Origin of the sequence: Pseudomonas mohnii (genome assembly GCF_900105115.1) — a bacterium.
Classification (GTDB): Bacteria; Pseudomonadota; Gammaproteobacteria; order Pseudomonadales; family Pseudomonadaceae; genus Aquipseudomonas; species Aquipseudomonas mohnii.
This window is the reverse complement of sequence record NZ_FNRV01000001.1, coordinates 402,272-427,997: the sequence shown is the minus strand read 5'-3', so window position 1 is coordinate 427,997 and position 25,726 is coordinate 402,272. Positions and strand designations below refer to the sequence as shown.

Genomic DNA, 25,726 nt, shown 5'->3' with positions numbered 1-25,726 from the left:
TCGGCCACCCGTGAATTCACTCGTTACTTGGCCATCTCCGCCCGAGCGGCTGCGATCTTGGCCTTGACCGAATCGAGGTTGAAGCTCGCGCCTTTTTGCATCGGCGGGAACTCGATCGCGGTTTCAGCCAGTTTGGCCACCTGTTGTTGCACGAACACGAAACGCCAGAACTGGAACTTGAACCAGTCGAAGTACTGTTGCGAGCCCTGTGCCGACTGGTTTTCCGGCCAACCCATGCGCTCGAACGGGTCGAGTCGCAGGTTGGTCAGGAACGGTACATCGACTGGAACTTTAGCGCCCATCCAGCCACCTGGCTGGTCGATGAAGCGATATTTGTAGTCATCAATGCGCACCGCGCCCAGCGCACTTTCGCCGAAATAGAAGATTTCGTGACGGTTCGACGGACCCTTGCCGGTGATCATCGAGGTCTGATCGTAGCCGTCCAGGTGCACTTTGTAGGTGGTATCGCCCAGTTGTTTGCCCTTGAGCAGTTCAGCCGTGATGTTCGGGTTGCCTGCCGCCGCGACCAGGGTCGGGAACCAGTCCAGGCCGGACATGATGCCGTTGGCTATCTGATTGGCCGGCACCTTGCCAGGCCAGCGAATGATGGCCGGCACCCGGAACCCGCCTTCCATGACGGTGCCCTTGCCCATGGCAAACGGGGTCGTGCCGCCGTCTGGCCAGGTAAAGTTTTCCGCGCCGTTGTCCGTGGTGAACACCACGATGGTGTTGTCATCCATGCCGTCTTTTTTCAGCTTGGCCATGACGTCGCCGACGATGTCGTCGAGCTGCGCCATGCCGGCCTCCTGTTCCGACCAGCCATTTTGCGAGTTGCGCATGGCTTCGTATTTGTCGGACAGGTGCGTGACGATGTGCATGCGGGTCGGGTTGAGCCAGACGAAGAACGGTTTGTTGTCCTGTTTTGCCTTGTCGATGAAGGAAAAGGCCTTGTCGCGAATCTCCTCGTCGATGGTTTTCATGCGTTCCGGATAGAGCGTGCCGGCGTCTTCGATTTTCTGTTTGCCGACCTTGCCCCAGCGCGGCATGACGGTCGTATCGTCGGTGGTGGTGGCCCAGCTGTGGACCATGTTGCGTGGGCCCACTGTGGCGAGCAGTTCCTGCGGATAGTTGGGGTGCGCCGGGTCTTCCATGGCGTCGAGGTGATAGAGGTAGCCAAAAAATTCATCGAAGCCATGCACCGTGGGCAGGAACTCGTTCAAGTCGCCCAAGTGGTTCTTGCCAAACTGGCCGGTGGAATAACCCATGGCCTTGAGCGTGGTGGCGATGGTCACGGCTTCAGCGGGAATGCCGATGGGCGATCCGGCCTGGCCCACGGTGGTCATGCCGGTGCGGATCGGCAGTTCGCCGGTGATGAAGTTGGCGCGCCCGGCCGTACAACTGGCTTCGGCGTAGTAGTCGGTAAAACGCATGCCCTCATTGGCGAGCTGGTCGAGGTTAGGCGTGCGCCCGGCCATCATGCCCTGGTTATAGACACCGATATTGGACCAGCCAATATCGTCACCCATGATGACCACAATGTTGGGCGCCGATTTATCGGCGGCTTGTGCCATGACGGGTAGAGCCATAGCTGTCAGCAGTATCGGCAGAGCAAACAACGAGGAAAATGGTGTCCGGTTCATGTCGAGATCCTGTGCAGTGGTGTGAGCGCTGTGAGAGAAGCCTCACGGCTGCTCCTGAAAATTGGATCCCCCGCGAGGAGATTAGGTAGCAATGCCGAAATTTCCAGAAAATTTTTACACTGGCGGGCTGTTTTGCCTGGATGTGTACAAGTTTTTTATCGATTGAATGGCGATTGACAAAAAACTGAGCTTTGCTGGAAAGACTGCGTAAGCATCAGCAGCAAACCGGCGCATTTCGGATGTTACGAAACGGCCGATTGCAGGTTGGCTGGCGTATCGCAACTGTTCGTCAACTCGAATCGTCCCAGCTCTACGTCTGCGCGGAGAACAAACGATGCGAAGTCTTCATCAGCATGTCCGGTTGTTCTCGCTCGGTTTAGTCTTGGGCCTGTTCGCCATACCACTGCACGCTGCACAACCCCCTGCCGTCGATCCCCCACCGGCGCAGTTGGAGCCCAAGGCCCTGGAGATACTCAAGGCCATGAGCGCAAGGTTGGCGTCGACCCAGGGCATGAGTTTCAAAGCGGTGACAACCTATGAAAAGCCCAGCCGGCTAGGGCCTCCCTTGGCCTATGGCACGGTGGACCTGGTCAATCTGCAACGACCGGATCGCCTTCGCGTGTTGAGTTCGGGCGACGGCCCGGTTACCGAGTTCTACTACGACGGCAAAAAAGCCTATGCCTTCGAGCCCAAAGGCAACCTCTTGGCTCAAGCGGATGCGCCACCGACCATCGATGCAACCCTGGAGGCCGCGTACCAGCGTGCCGCGATCTATTTTCCCTTTACTGACGTGATCGTCGCTGATCCGTACAAGGATTTGTCGCGGGACATGCGTGTGGCGTTTTACATCGGCCAGAGCACAGTGGTCGGTGATACCACCACTGATGTGCTCGCTTACACCAGCGAGAGTGTGTTCGTTCAGGCGTGGATCGGCGTACAGGACAAGCTTCCACGTCGGTTGCGCGCCGTGTTTCTGGATGATCCGACACGATCCCGGCATCAGGTCGATTTCAGTGACTGGAAACTTGAATCAGCGATGTCTGCGGAATTTTTCAAACCTGACCATATCGAAACGGCGCATCGGATTCAGTTTGCCCCGCCGCCCGATCTTCGTGCACCGCAAGGGGTAAAAGAGCCGGTGTCGAAACCCTGAGCAAGGAGACTGAAGCATGAACAGATCTACCTTGAAATTCGCCGGCCTGATTGTCGCAGTACTCTCCTGTAACGAAGCGGGAGCCTGGTCTCACGCGTCCGGTTTTGGGCGCACCTCGGGAGGGGGAGGCTCATGGAGCCATTCGGGTGAATACGGCTCGGCGTCGGGCGGTGGAGGCAGTTGGAGTGGCGAAAGCAATCGTGGCGGCTCGGCGTCGGGCGGCAGCGGTAGCTGGAGCGGATCAGGCTATCGCGGTGGGTCGGCGTCGGGTGGCGAAGGCAGTTGGAACGCCAGAGATGAAAATGGCGGGACTGCCTCCGGTGGCGGAGGGAGCTGGCACGGTACGGGCGCCGAGGGTGGAACAGCTTCGGGTGGTGAAGGCGCATGGCATGCCCAGGGTGAATATGGTGCGACGGCCAGCGGCTATCACGCGGACGGTTATGGCACGACCGCTTACCGTCCGCCTGTCTCCGGTGCGAGTGGGTATCACCCCGTTCCTTATGGCACTGCCTACTATCATCCGCCCACCACTGTCATTGCCAACAGCGGTTGCTATAACTGTGGTTATAACGAGGGAGTCAACCCGGCAGCTGCGGCTGCGGCAGGCGTGGTGGCGGGAGCGGCTGTCGCGACGGCGGCAAACCAGAATGCCAACAACAATGCCTACGGAGCAGGGTATAACGCGGGCATGGTAGCTTCCGCGCCGCCGACAATGCCCATAGGCGCAACCTTTGCCAGCCTTCCTTCCGGATGTGGGTTGAGAACCGTTGCGCAAGGCACATTTTACCAGTGCGGCAATTCATGGGTGCGTCCTGCTTACGGTGCCAATGGCGTGTTCTACACCGTGGTGCCGATGCCTTGATCTACCTCAGGGCGACCAAATGACCGCAGCCGAACACCCATGGGTGACCACTGAAGATCTGCGTTAGAAACTGGCGAAGTCTGCGATCTTTTGATCTTGAACCTATCAAAAAATCGCAGCCTCCCTGCACTCGAAAGCGCCTATAGGCGGGGCGTCAGCTGATTTGGCGTGAGGCTCCTTTCCAGTACTTTTCCCGCACCTGTCGGCGCAACACCTTTCCGACAACCGACACCGGCAATTCATCGACGAAGACCAGCGACTTCGGCGCCTTGTAGCCGCCCAACCGGGTGCGAGTCTGGTCAATCAGTTCCTCGCAGGTCACCGATTGCCCCTGACGCAGGATCACTTCTGCATGCACCGACTCGCCCCATTGCGCATGCGGAATACCGACGACCGCCGCCATCAACACCGAAGGGTGTGCGGCAAGGGCGGCTTCGACTTCCACCGCGTAAACATTGAAACCGCCGCTGATGATCATGTCCTTGAGCCGGTCGACGATGTACAGGTAGCCGTCGGCGTCGATGTAACCCAGGTCGCCGGACTTCCAGGCACCGTCGTCAAACTCGGCGGCCGTTGCTTCCGGGTTTTCGTAGTAACCCTTGATGATGGCCTTGCAACGGATGCGGATTTCACCGGTTTCACCCACTGGCAAAGGCAGGCCATCGGCATCGGCGATAAACACCTCGACTCCCGGAGTAGGCCGGCCAGCCGACGACAGATGGCGCAGGCTGTCGGCATTGCCGGGTTGATGTGCCGCCTTGTCCAGTGCGGCGATCATCATGGGCGACTCGGTAGCGGCATAACCCTGGACAAAAATCTGCCCGAAGCACTCCACCAGCTCGCCCAGCTTGTCCGGGCTCATGGGCGCGGCGCCATAGATCAGGGTGGTCAGCGACGAGAAGTCTTTCGGCGCGGCTCGCTGCAGTTCCAGCAAGCGATACAGCACGGTCGGCACCAGGAACGAATGGGTGACGCGTTCGCTTTCGACGACCTGCCGCCAGTTTTCCATGTCCAGCTGATTCAGGGTGATGTTGGTGCCGCCGCCGTAAACCGTCGGGAAGAACAACATGATCGTGCCGTGGGACAACGGCGAAACATGCAGCAGCCGAGTCGCGCTGGACAAACCCAGGTCGGTGTTGATGAACGCCGCATCCCGGCAGGCCATCCAGTTGTCGATGGAATACATCGCGCACTTGCCTTTGCCGGTGGTGCCACCGGTGAAGCGCAGCATGCAGATGTGCTGGTCGGTATCGAGGGTCACGTCGTTATCGAGATCCGACGCTGCCTCCACCAACGGCCAGAAGCTGTGCACGCCGGGGAGGGCGGCTTGCTCGGCGGTGGGCGGGTCCATCACCACGATCTCGCAATGACCGCTGCGCAGCATGCCGTAGTAACTGTCCAGCAGGCGGGTTTCGAGAAACACCACCCGAGGTTTGACCAGGTCGATCTGCCGCGCATGTTCCTCGAGCGGGTCGCGCAGGTTGGTCATGACCACCGTGCCTTCCTGCTTGAAGGTGCTGGGAAACATCATCAGGCTGAGGTTGTCGTTTTCCAGGATCAGCATGAAGCGCTCGCCCGCACGCACCTGCAGGATGGAACGCAGGACATCGGCGATGCGATTGGTCAGCAGATGGTACTGCTCGTAGGTGAAACGCCGATTGCGCTCGACGTTGACGATCGCCTCCTGGTCGCGATGACGCAGCGCGAGCAAGCGCATGATTCGGCTGAAGTTCATTTTCATGGTGGATTGCTCCAGTGGCTCAAGAAGACCGCAACGTGTTTAGCGGGCGCGCATGCGCGACGCAGCATCGAGACGGATGGTCTCGCCGTTGACGTAGGCGTTCTCGATCAGGAAAGCGCAGCAATGAGCGAACTCGCGCATGTCACCCAGGCGCTTGGGGGCTTCCATCTGCTCTTTGAGCGAATTGAGCACTTTCTCGTCAAGGCCGGCGACCATGGTGGTCAGGAACAGGCCTGGAGCGATGGCGTTGACCCGCACACCGATGGCGCCCAATTCGCGAGCAGCCGGCATGTTCATGCCGATCACGCCGGCCTTGGTGGCGGCGTACGCGCACTGGCCGACCTGGCCTTCATAGGCGGCGCCGGACGAGACGTTGATCACCACGCCACGTTCTTCGCCAGCCTCGGCTTCGTTGTTGGCCATGTGCTCGGCGCACTTGGACATCACGTTGAACACACCATTGAGGTTGATGGACGTGGCCAGGGCGAATTTCGACAGCGGCGCAGCCTTGCCTTCCTTGCCCAGCACTTTGAAGCCGTTCGGTACGGCGGCGCCGTTGATGCACACATGGATGGCGCCAAATCTGGCAATCACGGCATCGACTGCGTTCTGCACCGAGGCCTCATCGCTGACATCGGTCTGCACGAACATGGCCCGGTCAGCCCCCAGCTCGGCAACAGCCTTTTCGCCGGCTTCGATGTTCAGGTCGAAAATCGCCACACGAGCGGCTTTTTCCCCGGCCATGTAATGCGCGGTCGCCAGGCCCAGGCCCGAAGCGCCGCCGGTGATGACGATGACTTTGTCTTGAATACGCATGTGTGTGTCCTTGTTCGCTGCCCGGCTCGAAGGAGCCGGGTTGTTATTGTTGGAAATGGAACGGGGCGGGTGATCAGAACGCGTTGACCCCGGTCAGGGCGCGGCCAATGATCAGTTGCTGGATCTGCGAAGTGCCTTCCGGAATCGGCACGATGATGGCTTCACGGGCGAGTTTCTCGACCAGGAAGTCGGTGGTCACCCCGGCGCCGCCGTGGATCTGCACGGCTTGACGGGCGATGGTCACGGCGGCTTCACAGGCGAAATACTTGGCCATGGCCGCTTCCATTTCGGCCGGGATGCCAGCCCCGATCATCTCGGCGGCGCGGTAGGTCAGCAGGCGGGCGGCATCGACGTTGGTGGCCATTTCCGCAAGCATCGCGGAGATCAATTGGTGGCCGGCGATCAACTTGCCGTGTTGCTTGCGCTCCTTGGCATAGCGCACCGCTTCTTCGAGGGCGCGACGACCGATGCCCAGGCCCTGGGCCGCGACGAATACCCGCGAACGCTCGAAGAACGACAGGGTGTTTTTCAGCGCTTCGCCTTCGTTGCCGATGATGTTGCTGGCTGGAACGCGTACGTCATTGAGGAAAATCTGGGCGGTGGACTGGCTGTTCCAGGCCATCTTGTGGATGTTCTGCACTTCGTACGGATGCTCTTTGCGATCCAGCAGGAAGTGGGTCAGGCCCTTGCGCGGGTCGTCACCGGTACGGCAGGTGCAGATCAGGAAGTCGGAGTATGAGCCGTTGCTGATCCAGGTCTTTTCACCGTTGATGATGAAGTCATCACCGTCGCGGCGGGCGCGGGTCTTGATCTCCAGCACGTTGGAGCCGACATCCGGTTCCGAGATGCCGACGCTGACGAACGAATCACCACTGATCAGGCCTGGCAGGTAACGTTCGCGCAGGTGAGCGGGGGCGAGTTTTTCCAGCATCTGCGCCCCGAAGGAGTTGATCACCACCGGTGTCGACAGGTCGACCGAACAGGCGGCCACTTCTTCGAACAACATGGTCATGGTCGGCCAGTCCAGGCCCAGACCGCCATTGGCCTCACTGACCGCGCCGGAGACCATGCCGAACTCGGAGAGCTGGCGCATCATCTCGGCCATTTTCTCTTTGGGCATGAATTTGTCGCGGTATTCCTTGTTGAATACCGGGTCGATCTTATCCGCCAGGAAACGGCGGAAACTCTCGACCGCTTCCAGTTGTTCCGGGGTGCGCATGACGTGTCCCATGGGGGGTTCTCCTTAAATATTGTTATTGGCGAGAATGTTGACGGCGACCACGGCTTCTTCGATGCCGAACAGTCCGCCGCCGTTTTCCTGAATGGCGATGCGCGCGCCTTCGACCTGGCGCTTGCCGGCCTCACCGCGCAACTGGGTGACCAGTTCATGGATCTGCCCCAGACCGGTGGCGCCAATCGGGTGGCCCTTGGATTCAAGGCCACCGGACGGGTTGATCGGCATCCGGCCGCCGACGGTGAAGTCACCGCGCTCGGCCGCCGGGCCACCCTGGCCGAACGGCACCAGCATCAGCGATTCGGCATTGAGGATTTCGCCGATGGCCGAGGCGTCGTGCACTTCGGCGACGCTCACGTCCGATGGATCGACGCCGGCCTGGGCGTAGGCTTTCTTCGCCGCCAGGTGGGCGACGATTTTTTCCGGTTCATCAAGGCCGCGATTGCTGCCGGTCTGCACCACGCTGGCGAGTACGCGAACAGCGCGGTCGCCGGCGTTTTTCAAGCGTTTGAGGCCATCGGCGTTACACAGCAGCACGGCGGCGGCGCCGTCGCTGATCGGCGAGCACATGAGGGTGGTCAGCGGGTAGCAGATCGGTGGCGAGGCCAATACTTCGTCAATGCTGAAGGCTTGCTGGAATTGCGAGAGCGGGTTGTGCACCGAGTGCTGGTGATTCTTCGCCGCGACGGCTGCGATCTGCCGTTGCGTGGTGCCATAACGCAGCATGTGATTGCGGCAGATCGCGGCATACACGTCCATGAACACGCTGTACGGGCGTTCGGAAACGCTGCCCGGCGGCGGTACGATGCCTTCGCCCATGGCCAGCAGGGTGTGCTTGTTCTGCTCGACGGTGGAAACGTCCCAGCCGCCATCGAACACGGCGAACATCTTGGCCTTGTCCGGCACATTCATTTTTTCGGCGCCGACCGCCAGGGCGATGTCGCACTGACCGGCCCGCAGTGCCAGGGTGGCCAGGTTGAACGCTGAAGAGCCCGAAGCGCAGGCGTTTTCCACCGAGAAGACCGGCACGCCTTCAATGCCGACGCGACGCATGGCAATCGGCCCCGGAATACCGGTCTGGCCCTGCAGCATACCGTTGGTCATGGTGCTGTAGTACGCCGAGCCGACGTCGGCAGTGCTGGCGCCGGCATCCTGCAACGCCAGGCCCACGGCTTCGTTGACCATGTCGTAGACGCTGCGCTCCAGCAACCGTCCAAACGGCGTCATGCCGACGCCCACTACGTAGATATCGTTCATTGTCTGTTCCTGAGAGTGCGGGGGCGATGCGGCCTAGCGGCCCTTGAAGTTGGGTGCGCGTTTTTCGCCAAAGGCCTGCAGGCCTTCCTGGAAATCGGCGGTGCGCAGGTGTTGGCGCAACATCACTTGTTCGTGTTGCAAGGCGTCGTCGCGGGACTTGTCGGAGGAGGCACGCGCCACTTCTTTCATGCGGCGCAGGGCAATCGGGCTCTTTTTCGCGATCTGATTGGCCAGGGCCAGGGCGGCATCGGTGAGTTCTTCGTCGGCGTGGACTTCGCACACCAGGCCGTAGACTTTCATTTCCGTGGCGGAGAGGGATTTGCCGGTCATCAGCAAGTACATCGCCATGTTCAGCGGAATCAGGCGCGGCAATACCGCGGCACCACCGGCACCGGGATAGACACCAAAGTTGGCGTGGGCGTCGGCGAGGGTGGCGGTTTGCGCGGCAATCACCAGGTCGGCGCACATTGCCAGTTCCAGGCCGCCGGCCATGGTCACGCCGTTGAGCGAGGCAATCACCGGTTTGGGGAAATTGCGCAATTGACCGAAGACCTGGTTGGCGCGGTCGAGAAAGTCGGCTTCGCCGGCCGGCAGGCTGGAGCCGGCCAATACCTCTTTGAGGTCCGCACCGGCGCAGAAGGCCGGGCCGTTGCCGGTGAGGATGACCACACGCAGTTCATCGTTGCCGGCGATGTCGTTGAGGCAGCGTTCAAGCTCGGCGAGGGTCGCCAGGTTCAGCGCATTCATGGCCCGTGGCCGGTTGAGCGTCAGGCGCGCCACCGGGCCGACGATTTCATACAGCAAGACATCTTCACTCATGACAACTCCCCTTTATTGTTAGTCGCGCGGTTGGCGTAGTTGATGGATCGATAGTAGGAAGGCGCGCGGTGCGGTCGCAGGTCATTGCAACGAAAGCGGTTGTCCGCAGGGGAGGATGACAACGGACTCTGTGGGAGGGGCATGTGTGCTTTGTCGGTCTGCGAAGACAGATGAATTGACTGAGAAGACCGGCAAGTCAGGCCACTTGCTTGCACCATCGAACGGTATTCGAACAACAATCAGAGAGAGACCGTGGGATGAAAAAAATGCGTGTAGTGCTGACGGTGTCAGTGTTGGCCGCCAGCATTGTCGGGGCGTTGCAATGGTCGCGAGGGCAAACCGGCGTTCACCTGCAAGCGGTTGAAAACAGCGCAGGGCAGGGCGGTCAGAAAGCGGCTACCGCGGCCACCATCGCCGCCAACGCCAACACGGCGCACAACATGCCCCCGGTCGATCCGGATGTGGAGGCCGACATCCAGCGCGGCTTTATTGCCAGCCTGCCAGACGCCGAAACCACCGCGGCGGATGGGCACGTCGTGTACAGCCTCAAGGGCTACGAGTTCCTCGACAGTCCGGACGCTCCGGCGACGGTCAACCCGAGCCTGTGGCAGCAAGCCCGCAAAAGCATGTCCAACGGTCTGTTCAAGGTCACTGACGGTTTCTATCAGGTGCGCGGCCTCGACCTGACCAACATGACCATCATTGAAGGCAATACCGGCCTGATCATTGTGGACTGCAACCTGGCCACCGAGGTGGCACACGCCTCCCTTGAACTGTATTACCAGCATCGGCCGAGAAAACCGGTGGTGGCGGTGCTCTACAACCACAGTCACGTCGATCACTTCGCCGGTGTTCGCGGCATTGTCGACGAAGCGGACGTGAAATCGGGCAAGGTGCAGATCATTGCCCCGGCAGGGTTCATGGAGACGGCGGTCGCCGAGAACGTAATGGCCGGCAACGCCATGAGTCGCCGCGCCGAGTATCAGTTCGGCACGACCCTGCCACGCAGTGCCCAGGGACAGATCGACCTGGGCGGTGCCAAGGCATTGTCCAACGGCACCATTACCATGATCCCGCCGACCCTGGAGCTCAGCCAGCCGGTGCAGACGCTGACCATCGATGGCATCGAGATCGTCAACATGCTCGCCCCCGGCACCGAGGCGCCTGCCGAGTTCATCCACTACTTCCCGCAGTTCAAGGTGCTCGACACCGGCGAACTGGCGCTTCCGACCCAGCATCAGTTGCTGACACTGCGTGGCGCAACCATCCGCGATGGCCTGGCCTGGTCCAAATACCTCAACGAGGCGCTGCATCAGTTCGCGCCCGGCGCCGATATTCTGGTGGGGCAGCATGGATGGCCAGTGTTCGGGCATGAGCGCGTGGTCAACTACTTGTCCAAACAAAGGGACATGTACAAGTGGCTGCACGACCAGTCATTGCGCCTGGTCAACAAGGGCTACAAACCGGTCGAAATTGCCGAGTACATGCGCAGTCACGTCCCGGGAAGCCTGGCCAGCGAGACCTTCACCCATGGCTTTTATGGGTCGGTGCAGCGCAACGCCAAGGCGGTGTATCAGCAATACATGGGCTGGTATGACGCCAATCCGGCCAATCTCGATGCGCTGTCCGACAGCGATTACGGCAAGAAATTCGTCGAGTATGGCGGTGGTGCCGAGGCCGTGCTGGCCCGTGCGCGCAGCGATTTTGCCAATGGTCAGTACCGTTGGGTGGCACAGGCCATGAGCCATCTGGTTTACGCCGAACCGAAAAACAGCGCGGCGCGGGAATTGGCGGCCGATGCCCTGGAGCAATTGGGTTACCAGGCTGAATCGGCGGTCGAACGCAACAGCTATCTGGCGGCGGCCATGGAGCATCGCAGCGGCGGCAAGAAAATCGCCTCGCCGCTGCGCACCGCCAGTCCCGACATGCTCCGGGCACTGACCATCGACAATATTTTCGACTACCTGGGCGTGCGGCTGAAGGCCCCGGATGTCGAGGGCAAACACATTGTGCTCAACTGGAACTTCACCGACGTCGGCACCTCGGGCAAGCGCTACATGCTCAATCTGGAGAACTCGGCGCTGACCTATGTCGCCGATTACAACGCCGACAAGGCTGACGCCACGCTGACCCTGACTCGCGAAACGCTCAACGCCATTCTCGCGGAGAAGCTGTCGCCGATCGAGGCGGTGTTCAAAGGTGACCTGAAGATTGAGGGCAGCAAGCTGGCGGTCTATGACGTGCTCGGTTCGCTGGACAAGTTCAATCCGGACTTTGAGCTGGTCGGCCCTAACGAGCCGGCGCGATAGGAGCCTGACCATGCACTCTGCGATGCACGACATCGACACTCCTGCCGGCGCCCCTGGCAACGCTGCCATCGACGGCGTCCGTGCGGTGCTGGCCCGTCAGCAAGCGGCGTCCCGAATCGAGGGGCCGCCGTCGGCCGAGGTGCGGATTGAACGGATCGATCGGGTGATCAATCTGTTGGTCGAGCATCAACAGCCACTGTGTGCGGCGCTGGCCGAGGACTTTACCTGGCGCAGTCATGATCAATCGCTGATGGCCGATGTGCTGTTGCCGATCCGCGGCCTCAAATATGCCCGCGAGCATGTCCGCCGCTGGATGCGGCCCGAGCGCCGCAAAGCGGAACTGGGGGGCGGCTGGCTGGGCGCCAAAGCTGAAATTCACTATCAGCCACTGGGGACCATCGGCATCATTTCGCCGTGGAATTTCCCGATTGCCATTGCACTGGGGCCGCTGGCCGAGGCGCTGGCGGCGGGGAACCGCGCCATCATCCTGTTTTCCGACCAGTCACCGGCAACGGCGGCGTTACTGATCGAATTGCTGGCTGAACAGTTCGATGACAGCGAAGTGGCCGCCTTTATCGGCGGTGCCGAATTGGGCGCGGCTTTCTCTGCCATGCCGCTCGATTACCTGGTGTTTACCGGCAGCCCGCGGGTCGGACGCCTGGTGATGCGCGCGGCGGCGCAGAACCTGACGCCGCTGACCCTGGAGCTGGGCGGCAAGTCGCCTACCATCATTGGTCGCGGCGCCGACCTGGAAAACGCTGCCCGACGCATCTGGGGTGGCAAGGGGGTCAGCAGCGGGCAAGCCTGTATCGCCCCTGACTATGTGTTTGTGCATGAGGATGACTGTGAGCGCCTGTTAAGCAGCATGCAGGTCCAGTTGCGGCGGATGTACCCGACGCTGCTGGATAATCCCGACTACACGGCCATGGCGACGCCGGGGCAATACCAGCGGATGCAAGCCTGCCTGCAGGACGCCCGCGAACATTGCGTTCGGGTGATCGAGGTCAATCCTGGCAACGAGGACTTGAGCGCATCGCGCAAGATCGCCCCGACCCTGCTGGTTGATCCGCCGGACACGACACTGGCGATGCAGGAAGAGGTGTTCGGCCCGTTGCTGCCGATTCGCAGTTATCGCCACATCACCGAGGTGCTCGACTACATCAACGGGCATCCACGGCCACTGGCGCTGTATTACTTCGGCGACGACCGTGCCGAAGCGCGGCATGTGCTGGAACGTACTCACTCGGGCGGTGCCTGTATCAACGAAGTGATGCAGCACCTGTTCCAGACTGATTTGCCGTTCGGTGGCTGTGGCCATTCGGGCTTTGGTCGCTATCGCGGCGGGTATGGCTTCAAGGCGTTCAGTCTCGAGCGGTCGGTGTTCACGCCGCCGCGCTGGGACGTCATGGGCGTGTTGCGGCCACCCTACGGCAAGCTGTTTCGCCGGGTCATCGGCGCTCTGTTGAAACCTTAACCCGATCTGAACACCGATCAACTGTAGGCGCGAGCCTGCTCGCTCCTACAAAAAAAAAGGACCCGTGAATGATCCCGTTGAAACCTCTTGTTCTGGCGATGGGTTGTCTCGCTTTCGGCACTCACGCTTTCGCCGCCCCCAAACGCCCGAACATCGTGGTACTGGTGGCCGATGACTGGGGCTACAGCGACGTTGGCGCCTTCGGCAGTGAAATCGCCACGCCGAACATCGATACCCTGGCCCGTGAGGGCGTGCGGTTTTCCGACTTCCATGTCACGGCCTCCTGCTCGCCCACGCGCTCGATGCTGTTGACGGGCGTCGATAACCACCGCAACGGCGTCGGCAACATGCCGGAAACCATGCCCGACGAACACCTGGGCAAACCCGGCTACAGCGGCGTGCTCAACGACAACGCCATCACTGTCGCCAGTCTGCTCAGGGACGCCGGCTACCACACCTACATCACCGGCAAATGGCATTTGGGCAAGACCCCGGACACCTTGCCCGACAATCGCGGTTTCGACCGTTCGTTCATCCAGGCCGACAGTGGTTCTGACAACTGGGAAGAGCGGCCGTACGCGCCGCTGTATGACAAGGCCGCCTGGTTCGAGAACGGCCAGCCTGCCCATCTGCCGAAGGACTATTACTCCTCGACCTTTATTGTCGACAAGGCCCTGGAGTACATCGCCGCTGATCGGCAGGGCGGCAAACCGTTTTTCGCCTATCTGGGCTTTCAGGCCAACCACGTCCCGGTCCAGGCGCCCAGAGAAATGATCGACAAGTACCGTGGCCGCTATGACCAGGGCTGGAGCGCCTTGCGCGAGGCTCGGCGTGACCGCGCCGTGGCATTGGGGTTGATCCCCCCGGGCGCCGGCATGCAGACCATGGCCAGCACGGCAGACTGGAACGCCCTCGACGAGCATGAAAAGCGCTACGAAGCGCGACGCATGGAGGTCTACGCCGGAATGGCGGAGACCATGGACCAGCAGATCGGTCGCTTCATCGCGCATCTGAAAGCCACTGGCGAGTACGACAACACGGTGTTTGTGTTCCTCTCCGATAACGGCAGCGAGCCGACCGACCCCTACACGATTCCGGCGGTCCGCTTGTGGCTGGAAATGAACTACACCCGCCAGCTTGAGCGCCTGGGCAGCAAGGGCGCCTTTACCAGCATCGGCCCCAGTTGGGCGAGCGCGGCCGCCTCGCCGCTTGGCGGCTACAAGTTCTTTGCCGGTGAGGGCGGTTTGCGCACGCCATTGATCGTTGCCGGCGTGCCCGGAATCCAGGCCAATCAGATTTCCAGGGCCTTCACCCACGTCACCGACATTGTGCCGACCCTGCTGGAAGTGGCCGGCGTGCCCGCGCATAAAGGTGAGTACCAGGGGCGAGCCGTGGAGCCGCTGATCGGCAGCAGCCTGGTGCCGGTGCTGCAAGGTTCGGCCGAGCGCGTGCATCCAGAGGATCAGCCCATCGGTTATGAACTCTCCGGCAGCGCGGCGCTGTTCAAGGGTGATTACAAACTGGTGAAGAGCCTGAAACCGGTGGGCAACGAACAATGGCACCTTTACAACATCGTCACTGATCCCGGTGAAGTGATCGACTTGCAACAGCAAATGCCGGAGCGCTTCCAGCGCATGCAGGCCGACTACGCCGAGTACGCCCGCGTCAACGGAGTGCTGCCGATGCCGGTCGGTTATGACTACATGCACCAGGGCCAGATGTATGCCTTGAAGCACGTGGTGATCCCCAAGCTCAAGGCTGCGGCGCCGCCAATCGTGGCAATGATCGGGTTGTTGGTGGGCGTGTGGGTTTGGCGCCGTCGTCGCCAGAAGGCGGCGACACCATGAACGATGAAGTGGATGAGTGGGGGCGGCGCCTGATTCACCGGCGCAAGGTCGAGTGCCAGGGCTTCTTGCGGGCTGACGGGCTGTGGGATATCGAAGGCCGTTTGAGCGACAGCAAGACGCATCCCGTGACCCTCGCCGAGGGCCGGGTGGTGCTGGCGGGGCAGGCCTATCACGGCATGGTCATGCGGCTGACGCTGGACGATGACTTTGTCGTGCGGGAGGTGCATGTGACGATGCCTGATGTTCCCACCAGCGAATGTCGCGGCGCGATGCCTGGCTATGAAAAACTCTGCGGCGAGCGCATCGGTCCGGGGTTTTCGCGACGGATCAAGGAGCTGTTTGGCGGGACTGGCGGCTGTGTGCACCTGACCGAACTGCTGCTGCCGATAGCCACGACGGCGTTTCAGACCATTCCCATGGCCCGGTCGCTGGTTGCGCCGCGCACGGCGGCGGATACGCAGGTCTACAGCAACGCCACGAGCAGGCTGATCAACACCTGCCACGCCTTGCGCGAGGACAGTCCCGTCGCCGTATTCCTGAAGCAATAAATACATTCCCGACGCATTACCCTGCTCGCAAAAAACGTGCGGACAATGCGGGCATTCAGACAGCCCGCGTTATCGTTGACGTCCATCGCGAGCAGGCTCGCTCCCACAAGGATCTGCGTGGAACCTGTAGGAGCGAGCCCGCTCGCGAAAAACGCGCGGACAATGCAGGCATCCAGACAGCCCGCGTTATCGTTGACGACCATCGCGGGCAAGCCCGCTCCCACAAAGATTTGCGTGGAACCTGTAGGAGCGAGCCCGCTCGCGAAAAACGTGCGGGCGATGCGGGCATTCAGACAGCCCGCGTTATCGTTGACGTCCATCGCGAGCAGGCCCGCTCCCACAAGGATCTGCGTGGAACCTGTAGGAGCGAGCCCGCTCGCGAAAAACGCCCGGGCGATGCGGGCATTCAGACAACCCGCGTTATCGTTGACGTCCATCGCGAGCAGGCTCGCTCCCACAAGGATCTGCGTGGACCCTGTAGGAGCGAGCCCGCTCGCGAAAAACGCGCGGGCAATGCAGGTATTCAGACAGCCCGCGTTATCGTTGACGTCCATCGCGAGCAGGCTCGCTCCCACAAGGATCTGCGTGGACCCTGTAGGAGCGAGCCTGCTCGCGAAAAGCGCGCGGGCAATGCGGGTATTCAGACAGCCCGCGTTATCGTTGACGTCCATCGCGAGCAGGCTCGCTCCCACAAAGATTTGCGTGGACCCTGTAGGAGCGAGCCCGCTCGCGAAAAACGTGCGGACAATGCGGGTATTCAGACAGCCCGCGTTGTCGTTGACGTCCATCGCGAGCAGGCTCGCTCCTACAGGGTTTGTGGTGATCAGGTGATGATCAGGTGTGCAATCTGCGCGTCGTTCAAGCCTGCTTTGCGCAGGATCAGTGCCGTGTGTTCGCCGCGCTTGGGTACTGATCCGGCACAAGACGGCGTTGTCGAGAAGCGCGGCGCCGGTGCGGCCTGCAATAGGCCGTCCTGGCGAGAGTAGACACCGCGTTCGACCATGTGCGGATGGGTCAGTGCTTCGGCGGGCGTCAGTACCGGGGCGAAGCAGGCATCGCTGCCCTCGAGCAGATCGACCCAATGCTGGCGCGGCTGGCTGGCAAACACCGTGGCCAGTCGTTGGCGCAAGGTGCCCCACAAACGCGGATCGTAGGGGTTCTTGAAGTCCGCGTCATCGCCCAGGCCAAGTTTGTTGAACAGCAAGGCGTTGAACTGCGGTTCAAGCGCCTGCACGCTGACGAACAAACCATCGGCGCAGGCGTAAGTGCGTGCCCAGTGCGCACCATCAAGCAAGCCGCAACCGCGCTCCAGTGGTTGTTGGCCGGCCGAGTGTGCCGAAAGCAACAGGTTCATCAGGTTGGCGCTGCCATCGACAATTGCCGCATCCACTACCTGGCCGACGCCATTGGTGCTGGCATTGATAATCCCGGCGAGGATGCCCATCGCCAGGTACAACGCGCCGCCACCGAGGTCGCCCACCAGGGTTGGGGGAGCCATCGGTGGTTGTCCGGCTTCACCGCTGAACCACAAGGCACCGGACAGCGCGATGTAATTGAGATCGTGGCCGGCGGCCTGGGCCAATGGACCCTGCTGGCCCCAGCCGGTCATGCGCCCGTAGACCAGTCGCGGATTGCGTGCCAGACAGGCGTCGGGGCCCAGTCCCAGGCGTTCCATGACACCTGGGCGCATGCCTTCGATCAGCGCGTCGGCGCCTTCGATCAAACGCAATACAGCGTCGACGGCATCCGGGTCTTTGAGGTCCAGGGCTATCGACTGTTTGCCACGATTGACGATGGCGTGTTTGCCGAGGTCCAGCATGTCGGCACCTTTGCCGGCACGTTCGACCAGAATCACTTCGGCGCCCATGTCAGCCAGCAACATGCCGCAAAAGGGGCCCGGGCCGATGCCGGCAATTTCGACGATACGAACGCCGTCCAATACTCCCATGCGAGTACTCCTTTGGATTGACAGACCTTGGGGGGGGAAGATCAAAAAGATCGCACCTGCAGGCGCTGCCGAAGGCTGCGATCTTTTGACATTAACGACGCATCAACAACGCGGTCATCAGGGCGTGAAAAACCACCGCCGGCCACAGCAACAACCCGCTGCTGACGAATACGCCGACGTACGCCAGGTACAACGCAATGACCCCGTTGTAGAAGCGCATCGAGCGAATCGCGGCAATGCTTTGCGGCCGGGGCCAGCAGGCAATGCCGAGGGCGATCAGGGCCACGCCAAAGAACCGGGCGAACAGGTTGGTCACGTCGGTGGCGGCAATCCCCAGCAGCAGATGGCTGAACAGACCGGGGGTGGCCAGCAGGGCCAGTCCCGTGGCGAGTTCCACCACGGTGCAAACCGTCAGCAATTTATGCGGGGTGATGGCGCGTGCTGGATTCATGGTTGTCCTCCGATGAAGCGGCGGTGCTGGCTTCGCGATCCTGGCGGATAAAATCGGCGGCTTTTTCGCCGATCATTATGGTGGCGGCAGTGGTGCTACAACCAATGATAGTCGGCATGATCGAGGCATCGACGACTCGCAAGCCTTCCAGGCCATGCACTTTCAAGCGCGCGTCGACGACGGCCATGTCGTCGCTGCCCATTTTGCAGGTGCCCACCGGGTGATACAGGGTATCGGAGCGATTGCGCAGCACTTGTTCGATCTCGGCGTCGGTGCTCATCGGCGTTTCAATCACACTTCGCGGATTGAAGGCCTTGAAGGCTTTGGTCCCCATGACCTTTTCGATCACGCGATAGCCGTCGATCAGCGTCTTGATGTCGTCTGGGTGGGTCAGGAACGCCGGGTCGATCAGCGGTGGCTCCATCGGGTCGGCGCTCGTCAGTTTCAGTTGTCCGACGCTTTTGGGGTGCAGCAGGCAGGCATGCACACTGAGGCCGTGACCGCGATACAGCGTGCGGCCGTGGTCGGCGAACATGGCGACGGTCAGGGCCAGTTCGATATCGGCCTGTGGCAACGGCGAACGGGTTTTGACGAAAGCGCAGGCCTCGGCAAAATTGGTGGTCAGCGGGCCCGTGCGATGGCGCCAGTAGCCCATGACGGCTTTGGCCATGTCCCAGATGCCCGCCAGCGACAGGCCGATCAGTTTGCGCGACTTGACGCGGTAGGAGTGCACGTAATCGATGTGATCGACCAGGTTCTGGCCCACGCCTGGCAGTTCATGTACCACCGGGATATCAAGTTTGAGCAAGTCGCCGGCAGGGCCTACACCGGACAGCAACAACAGTTGCGGAGAGTTGAAGGCGCCGGAACTCAGGATCAGTTCGTGCCGCGCCCGCAGGGAGCGCTTGACGCCTTTTTGCACGAACTCAATGCCGACGGCGCGCTTGCCCTCGAAAATGATGCGCGTGGCGTGGGCATGGGTTTCTATGCGCAGATTGGCCCGGTGACGGTTAGGCGTGAGGTAGGCTTTGGCCGCGCTGCAACGCTGTCCGTCCTTTTGCATCACTTGGACTCGACCGAAGCCTTCCATGTTTGCGCCGTTCTGGTCCGGGCAAGCCGGGTAACCGGCCTGCAGGCCGGCCTCGACGAAGGTTTCGCCGAACGGGTTGGGCGAGGAGTGGAAGCGCACGTTGAGCGGGCCGTGCTGTCCGTGCAGCTCATCCTTGAAGTGTTCGTTGTGCTCGGCGCGCTTGAAGAACGGCAGCACCTCCTGGTAGCTCCAGCCCGGGTTGCCCAGTGCCGCCCAGCGGTTGAAATCTTCAGGATGACCACGGTGGTAGGCCATGGCGTTGATCGACGAACTACCGCCCAGGGTCTTGCCCCGTGGCTGATAGCCGACACGGCCGTTCAAGCCCGGTTGCGGCACTGTCTGGTACTGCCAGTTATTGATCGATGTGGGCACCATGGCGGCGACACCGGCGGGCATGTGCACCAGCGGATGGGTATCGGGGCCACCGGCTTCCAGCAAGCACACCGAAATAGACGGGTCCTGCGACAGTCGACTGGCGACTGCACAGCCGGCAGCGCCCGCGCCGATCACGATGTAATCGAATTCTGCGTTCAGGTTCATGCTTATTCTTCTCTTTATTCGAGGCATAACTTGAGCGCATTGTGAGCATCTGGCCGGTTTGTCACTGGTCAATAGAATGAATTCGCTGGTCAGCGGGGCAGGTGACTATCACGCCAAGCATCGGAACGACGTGGACATGTTCCGGCCTGATCATTGACCGATGCATGATCGGGAGCGAGTATCGACGTTCGCATCCACTAAAGGCAGGCACATGTCAGGTTCGAACACGGAGACGCCGGGCGACGATATTTCGTTGCGTGAAGAGGCGTTACAACCCACGACCATTGGCAGCTATACCGTGGCAATTGCCCGGGCGCTGGACGCCAGCGGTGTGGACAGCAAACGGATTTTTTTGGCCATGGGCATTCCACTGGATGTCTCTACCGACCCGATGACCCGCTTGCCGGCGGCGACGATGACGCGTCTGTATCGAGCCTGCGTCGATGTGACCAACAACCCGTATTTCGGGCTGACCGTGGCCAGGCATATTCACCTGACCCACCTGCATGCCCTGGGTTATTCGCTGGCGGCCAGCGGCACGCTGATGGACTTCTGCCGACGCCTGGAGCGCTACTTCCGCCTGGTGTCCCAGGTGGCCAAGGTCAGCCTCACTCAGACTGACGAACACGTGCTGATGCGCTTCGACCATCTGCTCGAGCTCAGCAGCGAAACCGAGGACGCATTTTTCGGCTTCCTGATTCGGACCATGCGCTTGATCTACAAGCAGGAATTCAAGCCGGTACGCGTGGAGTTGCGCCGGCCGATGCCCCATGAGGGCGCCACCCCGTACGAAACCTTGTTCAGGGCACCGGTCTTGTTCGGCCAGGCCAGCAGCCTGCTGGTTTTCGACAGGGCGGACTTGATGCAGGCGCTCAGTGGTTCCTGCCCGGAACTGGCGCAGGTCAACGACAACATCATCATCAGCTATCTGGCGCGCCTGGATAAAAGCGACGTGATTACCGGCGTGACCCAGAAGATCATCGAGTTTCTCCCGGACGGTGACTGCACCCGGGACAAGGTGGCGAGTGCCTTGTTCATGAGCCCGACCACGCTGCAGTTGAAGCTGTCCCAACGCGGTACCAGTTTCCAGCAATTGCTCGATGACACCCGAAAGGAACTGGCCTGCAGCTACCTGAGCCAGGCGTCCCGCCCGGTCACGGAAATCACCTTCCTGCTGGGTTTCAGCGACACCAGCAACTTCACCCGCGCCTTCAAGCGATGGACCGGGTTGTCACCGACGGATTTTCGTCAGCAGGGTTGAAACGCAAGATCAAAGATCGCCGCCTGCGGCAGCTTCTGCATTCGATCGGTGCAGCCGCTGCCGCAGGCTGTGACCTATTGATCTTGATTGATTAAGCACAAACGATCGTCCCAACACCGGCCACCCCTTCGGCAGTTCCTGCAGGGTCGCTTTGTCGCGTCCACATTGCGCTGACCGATGAATTAGCCCAATTGACCAGCGACCCACCCACCCCTCGCGATACAACAGCCTCGACCGATTTGGCGTGCGCTCCTTAGAGCAGGGCGCACTCGCCGTATCGGCATTTTCTTGAATGACTTTTCGTGAAACCACAGAGAAGGCGAGCACGCTAGATGAATAACAACAATAAGATCTGCCATCCAAATCTGCGGCGCGGGCTGCTGGCATCGGCGGTTTTCGCCGGGTTGGGAATGACGCCTGTGCAGGCGTTCGAGTTCGATACCGGAAATGAGGACGTTTCGGTTCGCTTCGACAACACCTTGAAATTCAACTACGCCCAGCGGGTCGAAGCGCCGAACAGCAAACTGGCCAACTCGTGGAATAACAACGACGGTAATCGCAATTTCTCTTCCGGCAGCCCTGTTGCCCAGCGCCTCGATGTGCTGTCGGAACTGGACGTGGTGTACAAGAAACAGATGGGCTTTCGGGTCAGTGCCAACAGCTGGTACGACCATGCCTATGAAGATGTGGGCAGCTTCAACCCATCGACCAACCAGCTGAATAATGGCAAGCCCGACGCCAACCATCAGAGCGGCTATGCCGACCGTTACTACAATGGTCCGTCCTCGGAAATTCTCGACGCCTTTGTCTTCGGCAGTACCGAGATCGGCGACGAATCCCTGTTGAGCGGTAAGGCCGGCAAACACACGCTGTATTGGGGTGAAAGCGTGCTGGCCTTTGCCCACGGCAACAGTTATGGCCAGTCAGGCCTGGATTTGTCCAAGGCACTGGCTGTACCGGGCACCGAAGCCAAAGAGTTGTTCATTCCGCGTAACCAGCTGTCCACAAGCTTTACCGTCAACCCGGAACTGACCCTCGCCGCGCAGTACTTCCTCGACTGGGACGCCGCGCGTCTGCCGGAGTCAGGCACGTACCTGGGATTCAACGACGGCCTGCAGAGTGGCGGGCATAACCTGTCGCTGATCGCTGCGCAGAATCCACGTTTCGGTACCCCGGGACCGTTGGGCGCCAATCAGTTCCTGCGCCTGACCAACGGCCACACCTACACCCCTCATAACAGTGGCGACTTCGGTCTGATGGCCAAGTGGAGCCCGGCGTGGCTCGACGGCACCATGGGCGTTTACTACCGCAAGACTTCGGACATCCTGCCCAACCTGGTGCTGCAACCGGTCGCCGTCGGCCCGGCTCAACTGGCTTCGGGCAATGCCGGCAGTTACAACCAGTTCTACGTGGATGACATCGACGTCTATGGGTTCAGCCTGTCGAAAAACGTCGCAGGTGTGAGTGTCGGTTTCGATCTGAACTATCGCCACAACATGCCACTGTCCAGCGTGCCGGCCACCGTCAACCCGACCTTGGGTGCGGCGAATGCCCCTGGCTTCATAGCCAGCTTTGATGGCGACAACGGTGTCGCGCGGGGTAATACCGTGCACGCCGTGCTCAACGGTTTGACCACCTTTGGCGAAACGCCTCTATGGGATACGTCGACGTTGCTGGTTGAGCTCGGCTATAGCCGCTGGCTCGACGTGACCGAGAACAAGCAACTGTTCAAGGGCGAGGACTGGTATCACGGCGTCGATAAGGTGTCCAAGGACAACTACATCATCGGCATGAACTTCAACCCGACCTGGTATCAGGTATTTCCCGGCATCGATATGTTCCTGCCGGTCAGCTACAACGTCGGTCTCGCCGGTCAGTCCGCCGTGCAATTGGGCGGTAACAAAGGCACCGGCAGTTACTCGGTCGGCGTCGGCATGGACGTGCACAGCCAATACCGCTTCGATCTCAAATACGTCGATAACTTCGGCGATTTCGACACCTGCGGATCTGCCGGCGGCGCTGCGGTGCATGGCGATGGTGCCGCCCCTGGTGCCAACGGCCAGTACAACTGCGTTCCGGGCCAGACCACGGCATTTGCGGGTACCCCGGCCCAGCTCAAGGATCGCGGCATGGTCACTTTCACTTTCAAAACCACCCTCTGATCTTCGAGCCGTGAGTTAACAGGAGACACCCCCATGCATTTGACTCAATCCCTATTGGCCACCGCCCTGGCGCTGGCCGTCGCCGGTTCCGCCCATGCGGCTGTCAGTGCCGATCAAGCGACCAAGCTTGGCACCAGCCTGACCGCCGTGGGCGCTGACAAAGCGGCCAATGCCGATGGCAGCATTCCGGCATACACCGGTGGCTTGACGGCGATTCCGGCCGGGTTCAAACCCGGCGACTCCTTCCGGCCCGACCCGTTCGAGTCCGAGAAGCCGCGCCTGGTGATTACCGGCAAAAACCTCGCCGAGCAGAAAGACAAGCTCACGGTGACGGCCCAGGCATTGCTCACCCGTTACCCGAGCTATCGCCTCGACGTGTACCCGACTCACCGCAGCGTCGCGCTGCCCAAGGCCGTACTGGACAACACCGCGAAAAACGCCGTCACCGCCAAGACCACCGATGGCGGCCTGTCGCTGGAAAATGTCCTGCCCGGCGTACCGTTTCCGATCCCGGCTGACGGCAACGAGGCGATGTGGAACCACTTGCTGCGCTATCAGGGCGTGGCCATGACCAACAAGTACGACTCGTGGAACGTCGACTCCTCCGGCGCCGCCTCCTTGAGCTCCACGGGCGTGTTCAACATTGAATACCCGCTCTACGCGCCGACCCGGGCTGCGGGGCCTGTGACCCCCGATGAAACCTTCTACAAGATCAAGCTGACTTACACCGGTCCGGCCCGTCGCGCCGGGGAAGCACTGTTGCTCATGGACTCGGTCAACCCGCTGCAACAGCCACGTCGCGCCTGGCAATACCTGCCGGGACAACGCCGGGTGAAACTGGCGCCGGACCTGGCTTACGACACACCCAACCCCGGCACTGTCGGTGCTGCCACCTATGACGATGCGTTCCTGTTCAACGGTGCGATGGACCGTTACGACTTCAAACTGGTCGGCAAGAAAGAACTCTATGTGCCGTACAACACCTACAAAATGAGTTATCACAAGGACGCAACCGACGTGATGAAGGCCAACCACGTCAACCCCGACCTGTTGCGTTGGGAGCTGCATCGGGTGTGGGTCGTTGAAGCCACGCTCAAGCCAGGCAAGCGCCACATCTACAGCAAGCGCACCTTCTACCTCGACGAGGACAGCTGGATTGCCCTGGCGTCCGACGAGTATGACGCCCGTGGCCAGCTCTATCGCGGCGGCTTCTCTCATCTGACCTACAGCTACGACGTGCAGGCTCCGGACACCATCAACCACATGCTCTACGACCTGGTTTCCGGTGCTTATAACGTGAATGGTTTCTACGGACCTTACGGTGGTCTCAAGTACATCGACCCACTGTCCAAGGCCCAGTGGTCTGCCGAGTCGCTGGCGGGTACCGGTATCCGCTAACCCCCCACGACCCTGCAGGCGCGAACAAGCTCGCGCCTGCAGGGGCCTGTGGTGTGCACCCGAGATAACAATAATGACAATAATCAAGTGGTTCCTTCTCGCCGCCTTGTCGGCTGCCCTGGCCGTACCCTTCACTCGCCCGGTGATTGCCGGCGAATTTGCCGATGTGCTCGACACCCCGGCGTTGCGCAGCGAGTTGGCTGTACACGCCATGGTGACCGGGCTGGCGCGTGCCGGCGAGCGACTGGTTGCCGTGGGGCAGCGTGGACACATTCTGTATTCCGATGATGCCGGCCAGCATTGGCAACAGGCTCAAGTACCGGTCAGCTCCGATCTGGTGGCCGTGCATTTTCCGACGGCGCAACAGGGTTGGGCGGTGGGCCACGACGGCGTGGTGCTGCACAGCAGCGATGCCGCTAAGACCTGGAGCCGGCAACTGGACGGACGCCAGGTCGGCCCGATCATGCTCGCTGAGTACCAGCGTCGGCTCACCCGCCAACCGGACGATGCGAACCTTCAGGCACGGGTCGGCGAAGCGCAGCGCATGGTCGAGGAGGGCGCCGACAAACCCTTTCTCGATGTCTGGTTCGAAAACGAGCGGGTCGGCTACATCGTCGGCGCGTTCAACCTGATTTTCCGTACCGATGATGGTGGCCAGCACTGGACGCCGTTGCTGGAACTCACTGACAACCCCGGTGCCCTGAACCTGTATGCGATGCGGCCGGTCGGTGATGAGTTGTTCATTGTTGGCGAGCAGGGCCTGGTGATGAAGCTGGATCGCGCAAGCGGTCGTTTCAACGCGTTGCCGATGCCGTACAACGGCAGTTTCTTCGGCGTCACCGGCAAGCCCGGTGTCGTGCTCGTTTTTGGCCTGCGAGGCAACGTCTTTCGCAGTACCGATGACGGGATCCGCTGGAACAAAGTCGACCTTGGCCTGCCGCTGAGCATCACGGCCAGTAGCGTCACCGCCGATGGCCGGATCGTCCTGGTCAGTCAGGCCGGCCACGTGCTGATCAGCACCGACGACGGTGCCAGTTTTCAACAGCAGCCCAATACAGCGCTGGCGCCGGTCGCCGCCGCACAAGTGGCCAGCGGCGGTTCACTGGTGCTGGCAGGCACCCGAGGCCTGCGGCAATTGCCCCTCGAATAAGCCCGGCATTACTAAGAGAACACCAT

20 protein-coding genes are annotated in these 25,726 nt (G+C 61.0%); 10 read left to right on the top strand and 10 right to left on the bottom strand.

Annotation, left to right across the window (positions count from 1 at the left end; genetic code table 11):
• Positions 1-23: 23 nt before the first annotated feature.
• Positions 24-1,640 (bottom strand): arylsulfatase, encoded by a 1,617-nt coding sequence (locus BLV61_RS01825; RefSeq protein ID WP_047529525.1) that lies wholly within the window; start codon positions 1,638-1,640, stop codon positions 24-26.
• A 334-nt stretch (positions 1,641-1,974) separates the two neighbouring features.
• On the opposite strand from BLV61_RS01825, the gene BLV61_RS01820 reads away from it, so the two are divergent.
• Entirely contained in the window at positions 1,975-2,793 is an 819-nt protein-coding gene (locus BLV61_RS01820) for a DUF2092 domain-containing protein (protein WP_090462115.1), read from the top strand.
• A 16-nt stretch (positions 2,794-2,809) separates the two neighbouring features.
• Positions 2,810-3,655 (top strand): hypothetical protein, encoded by an 846-nt coding sequence (locus BLV61_RS01815; RefSeq protein WP_090462112.1) that lies wholly within the window; start codon positions 2,810-2,812, stop codon positions 3,653-3,655.
• Between the two features lie 154 nt (positions 3,656-3,809).
• Here BLV61_RS01815 and BLV61_RS01810 read toward each other — a convergent pair whose 3' ends face one another.
• The 5 genes from BLV61_RS01810 to BLV61_RS01790 all read right to left on the bottom strand — a co-directional run bounded on the left by BLV61_RS01810 (position 3,810) and on the right by BLV61_RS01790 (position 9,522).
• Entirely contained in the window at positions 3,810-5,396 is a 1,587-nt protein-coding gene (locus tag BLV61_RS01810) for a class I adenylate-forming enzyme family protein (protein WP_090462110.1), read from the bottom strand.
• A gap of 39 nt (positions 5,397-5,435) precedes the next feature.
• On the bottom strand, positions 5,436-6,212 hold the full coding sequence (locus tag BLV61_RS01805) for an SDR family NAD(P)-dependent oxidoreductase (RefSeq protein ID WP_090462108.1): 777 nt from the start codon (positions 6,210-6,212) through the stop codon (positions 5,436-5,438).
• Between the two features lie 73 nt (positions 6,213-6,285).
• On the bottom strand, positions 6,286-7,443 hold the full coding sequence (locus tag BLV61_RS01800; RefSeq protein ID WP_090462106.1) for an acyl-CoA dehydrogenase family protein: 1,158 nt from the start codon (positions 7,441-7,443) through the stop codon (positions 6,286-6,288).
• A gap of 12 nt (positions 7,444-7,455) precedes the next feature.
• Complete coding sequence (locus BLV61_RS01795; protein ID WP_090462103.1) at positions 7,456-8,703, bottom strand: thiolase family protein; 1,248 nt, start codon at positions 8,701-8,703, stop codon at positions 7,456-7,458.
• Between the two features lie 33 nt (positions 8,704-8,736).
• On the bottom strand, positions 8,737-9,522 hold the full coding sequence (locus BLV61_RS01790) for an enoyl-CoA hydratase/isomerase family protein (protein WP_090462101.1): 786 nt from the start codon (positions 9,520-9,522) through the stop codon (positions 8,737-8,739).
• Positions 9,523-9,779: 257 nt separating this feature from the next.
• Between BLV61_RS01790 and BLV61_RS01785 the strand changes: the two genes are divergently transcribed.
• The 4 genes from BLV61_RS01785 (at position 9,780) to BLV61_RS01770 (ending at position 15,700) form a co-directional block, all read left to right on the top strand.
• Positions 9,780-11,831: an alkyl/aryl-sulfatase gene (locus BLV61_RS01785; RefSeq protein ID WP_090462099.1), complete on the top strand. Its 2,052-nt coding sequence runs from the start codon at positions 9,780-9,782 to the stop codon at positions 11,829-11,831.
• Between the two features lie 10 nt (positions 11,832-11,841).
• Entirely contained in the window at positions 11,842-13,305 is a 1,464-nt protein-coding gene (locus tag BLV61_RS01780) for a coniferyl aldehyde dehydrogenase (protein WP_090462097.1), read from the top strand.
• Between the two features lie 68 nt (positions 13,306-13,373).
• Positions 13,374-15,152, top strand: coding sequence for an arylsulfatase (locus BLV61_RS01775; RefSeq protein WP_090462095.1), 1,779 nt, complete (start codon positions 13,374-13,376; stop codon positions 15,150-15,152).
• Positions 15,149-15,700, top strand: a complete 552-nt coding sequence (locus tag BLV61_RS01770; protein ID WP_090462092.1) for a DUF2889 domain-containing protein — start codon at positions 15,149-15,151, stop codon at positions 15,698-15,700. Before BLV61_RS01775 ends, BLV61_RS01770 begins: the two co-directional genes overlap by 4 nt.
• Here BLV61_RS01770 and BLV61_RS30650 read toward each other — a convergent pair.
• The 4 genes from BLV61_RS30650 to BLV61_RS01755 form a co-directional block, all read right to left on the bottom strand.
• Positions 15,616-16,488 carry a hypothetical protein gene (locus tag BLV61_RS30650; protein WP_167361766.1) on the bottom strand — a complete coding sequence of 291 codons (873 nt, stop codon included), beginning with the start codon at positions 16,486-16,488 and terminating at the stop codon, positions 15,616-15,618. The genes BLV61_RS01770 and BLV61_RS30650 overlap by 85 nt on opposite strands.
• Before the next feature lie 35 nt (positions 16,489-16,523).
• Positions 16,524-17,648, bottom strand: a complete 1,125-nt coding sequence (locus tag BLV61_RS01765; RefSeq protein ID WP_047529504.1) for a CaiB/BaiF CoA transferase family protein — start codon at positions 17,646-17,648, stop codon at positions 16,524-16,526.
• 91 nt (positions 17,649-17,739) lie between these two features.
• Positions 17,740-18,099, bottom strand: a complete 360-nt coding sequence (locus BLV61_RS01760; RefSeq protein WP_052193542.1) for a hypothetical protein — start codon at positions 18,097-18,099, stop codon at positions 17,740-17,742.
• Positions 18,068-19,729: a GMC family oxidoreductase gene (locus tag BLV61_RS01755; RefSeq protein ID WP_090462090.1), complete on the bottom strand. Its 1,662-nt coding sequence runs from the start codon at positions 19,727-19,729 to the stop codon at positions 18,068-18,070. The genes BLV61_RS01760 and BLV61_RS01755 overlap by 32 nt, the downstream gene beginning before the upstream one ends.
• A 211-nt stretch (positions 19,730-19,940) precedes the next feature.
• Between BLV61_RS01755 and BLV61_RS01750 the strand changes: the two genes are divergently transcribed.
• The 4 genes from BLV61_RS01750 to BLV61_RS01735 all read left to right on the top strand — a co-directional run bounded on the left by BLV61_RS01750 (position 19,941) and on the right by BLV61_RS01735 (position 25,700).
• Positions 19,941-20,990, top strand: coding sequence for an AraC family transcriptional regulator (locus BLV61_RS01750; RefSeq protein ID WP_052193539.1), 1,050 nt, complete (start codon positions 19,941-19,943; stop codon positions 20,988-20,990).
• 332 nt (positions 20,991-21,322) lie between these two features.
• Positions 21,323-23,152 (top strand): DUF1302 domain-containing protein, encoded by a 1,830-nt coding sequence (locus tag BLV61_RS01745; RefSeq protein ID WP_047529502.1) that lies wholly within the window; start codon positions 21,323-21,325, stop codon positions 23,150-23,152.
• 33 nt (positions 23,153-23,185) lie between these two features.
• On the top strand, positions 23,186-24,550 hold the full coding sequence (locus BLV61_RS01740; protein ID WP_047529501.1) for a DUF1329 domain-containing protein: 1,365 nt from the start codon (positions 23,186-23,188) through the stop codon (positions 24,548-24,550).
• Between the two features lie 73 nt (positions 24,551-24,623).
• Positions 24,624-25,700, top strand: coding sequence for a WD40/YVTN/BNR-like repeat-containing protein (locus tag BLV61_RS01735; protein WP_047529498.1), 1,077 nt, complete (start codon positions 24,624-24,626; stop codon positions 25,698-25,700).
• The last annotated feature ends 26 nt before the right edge of the window (positions 25,701-25,726 follow it).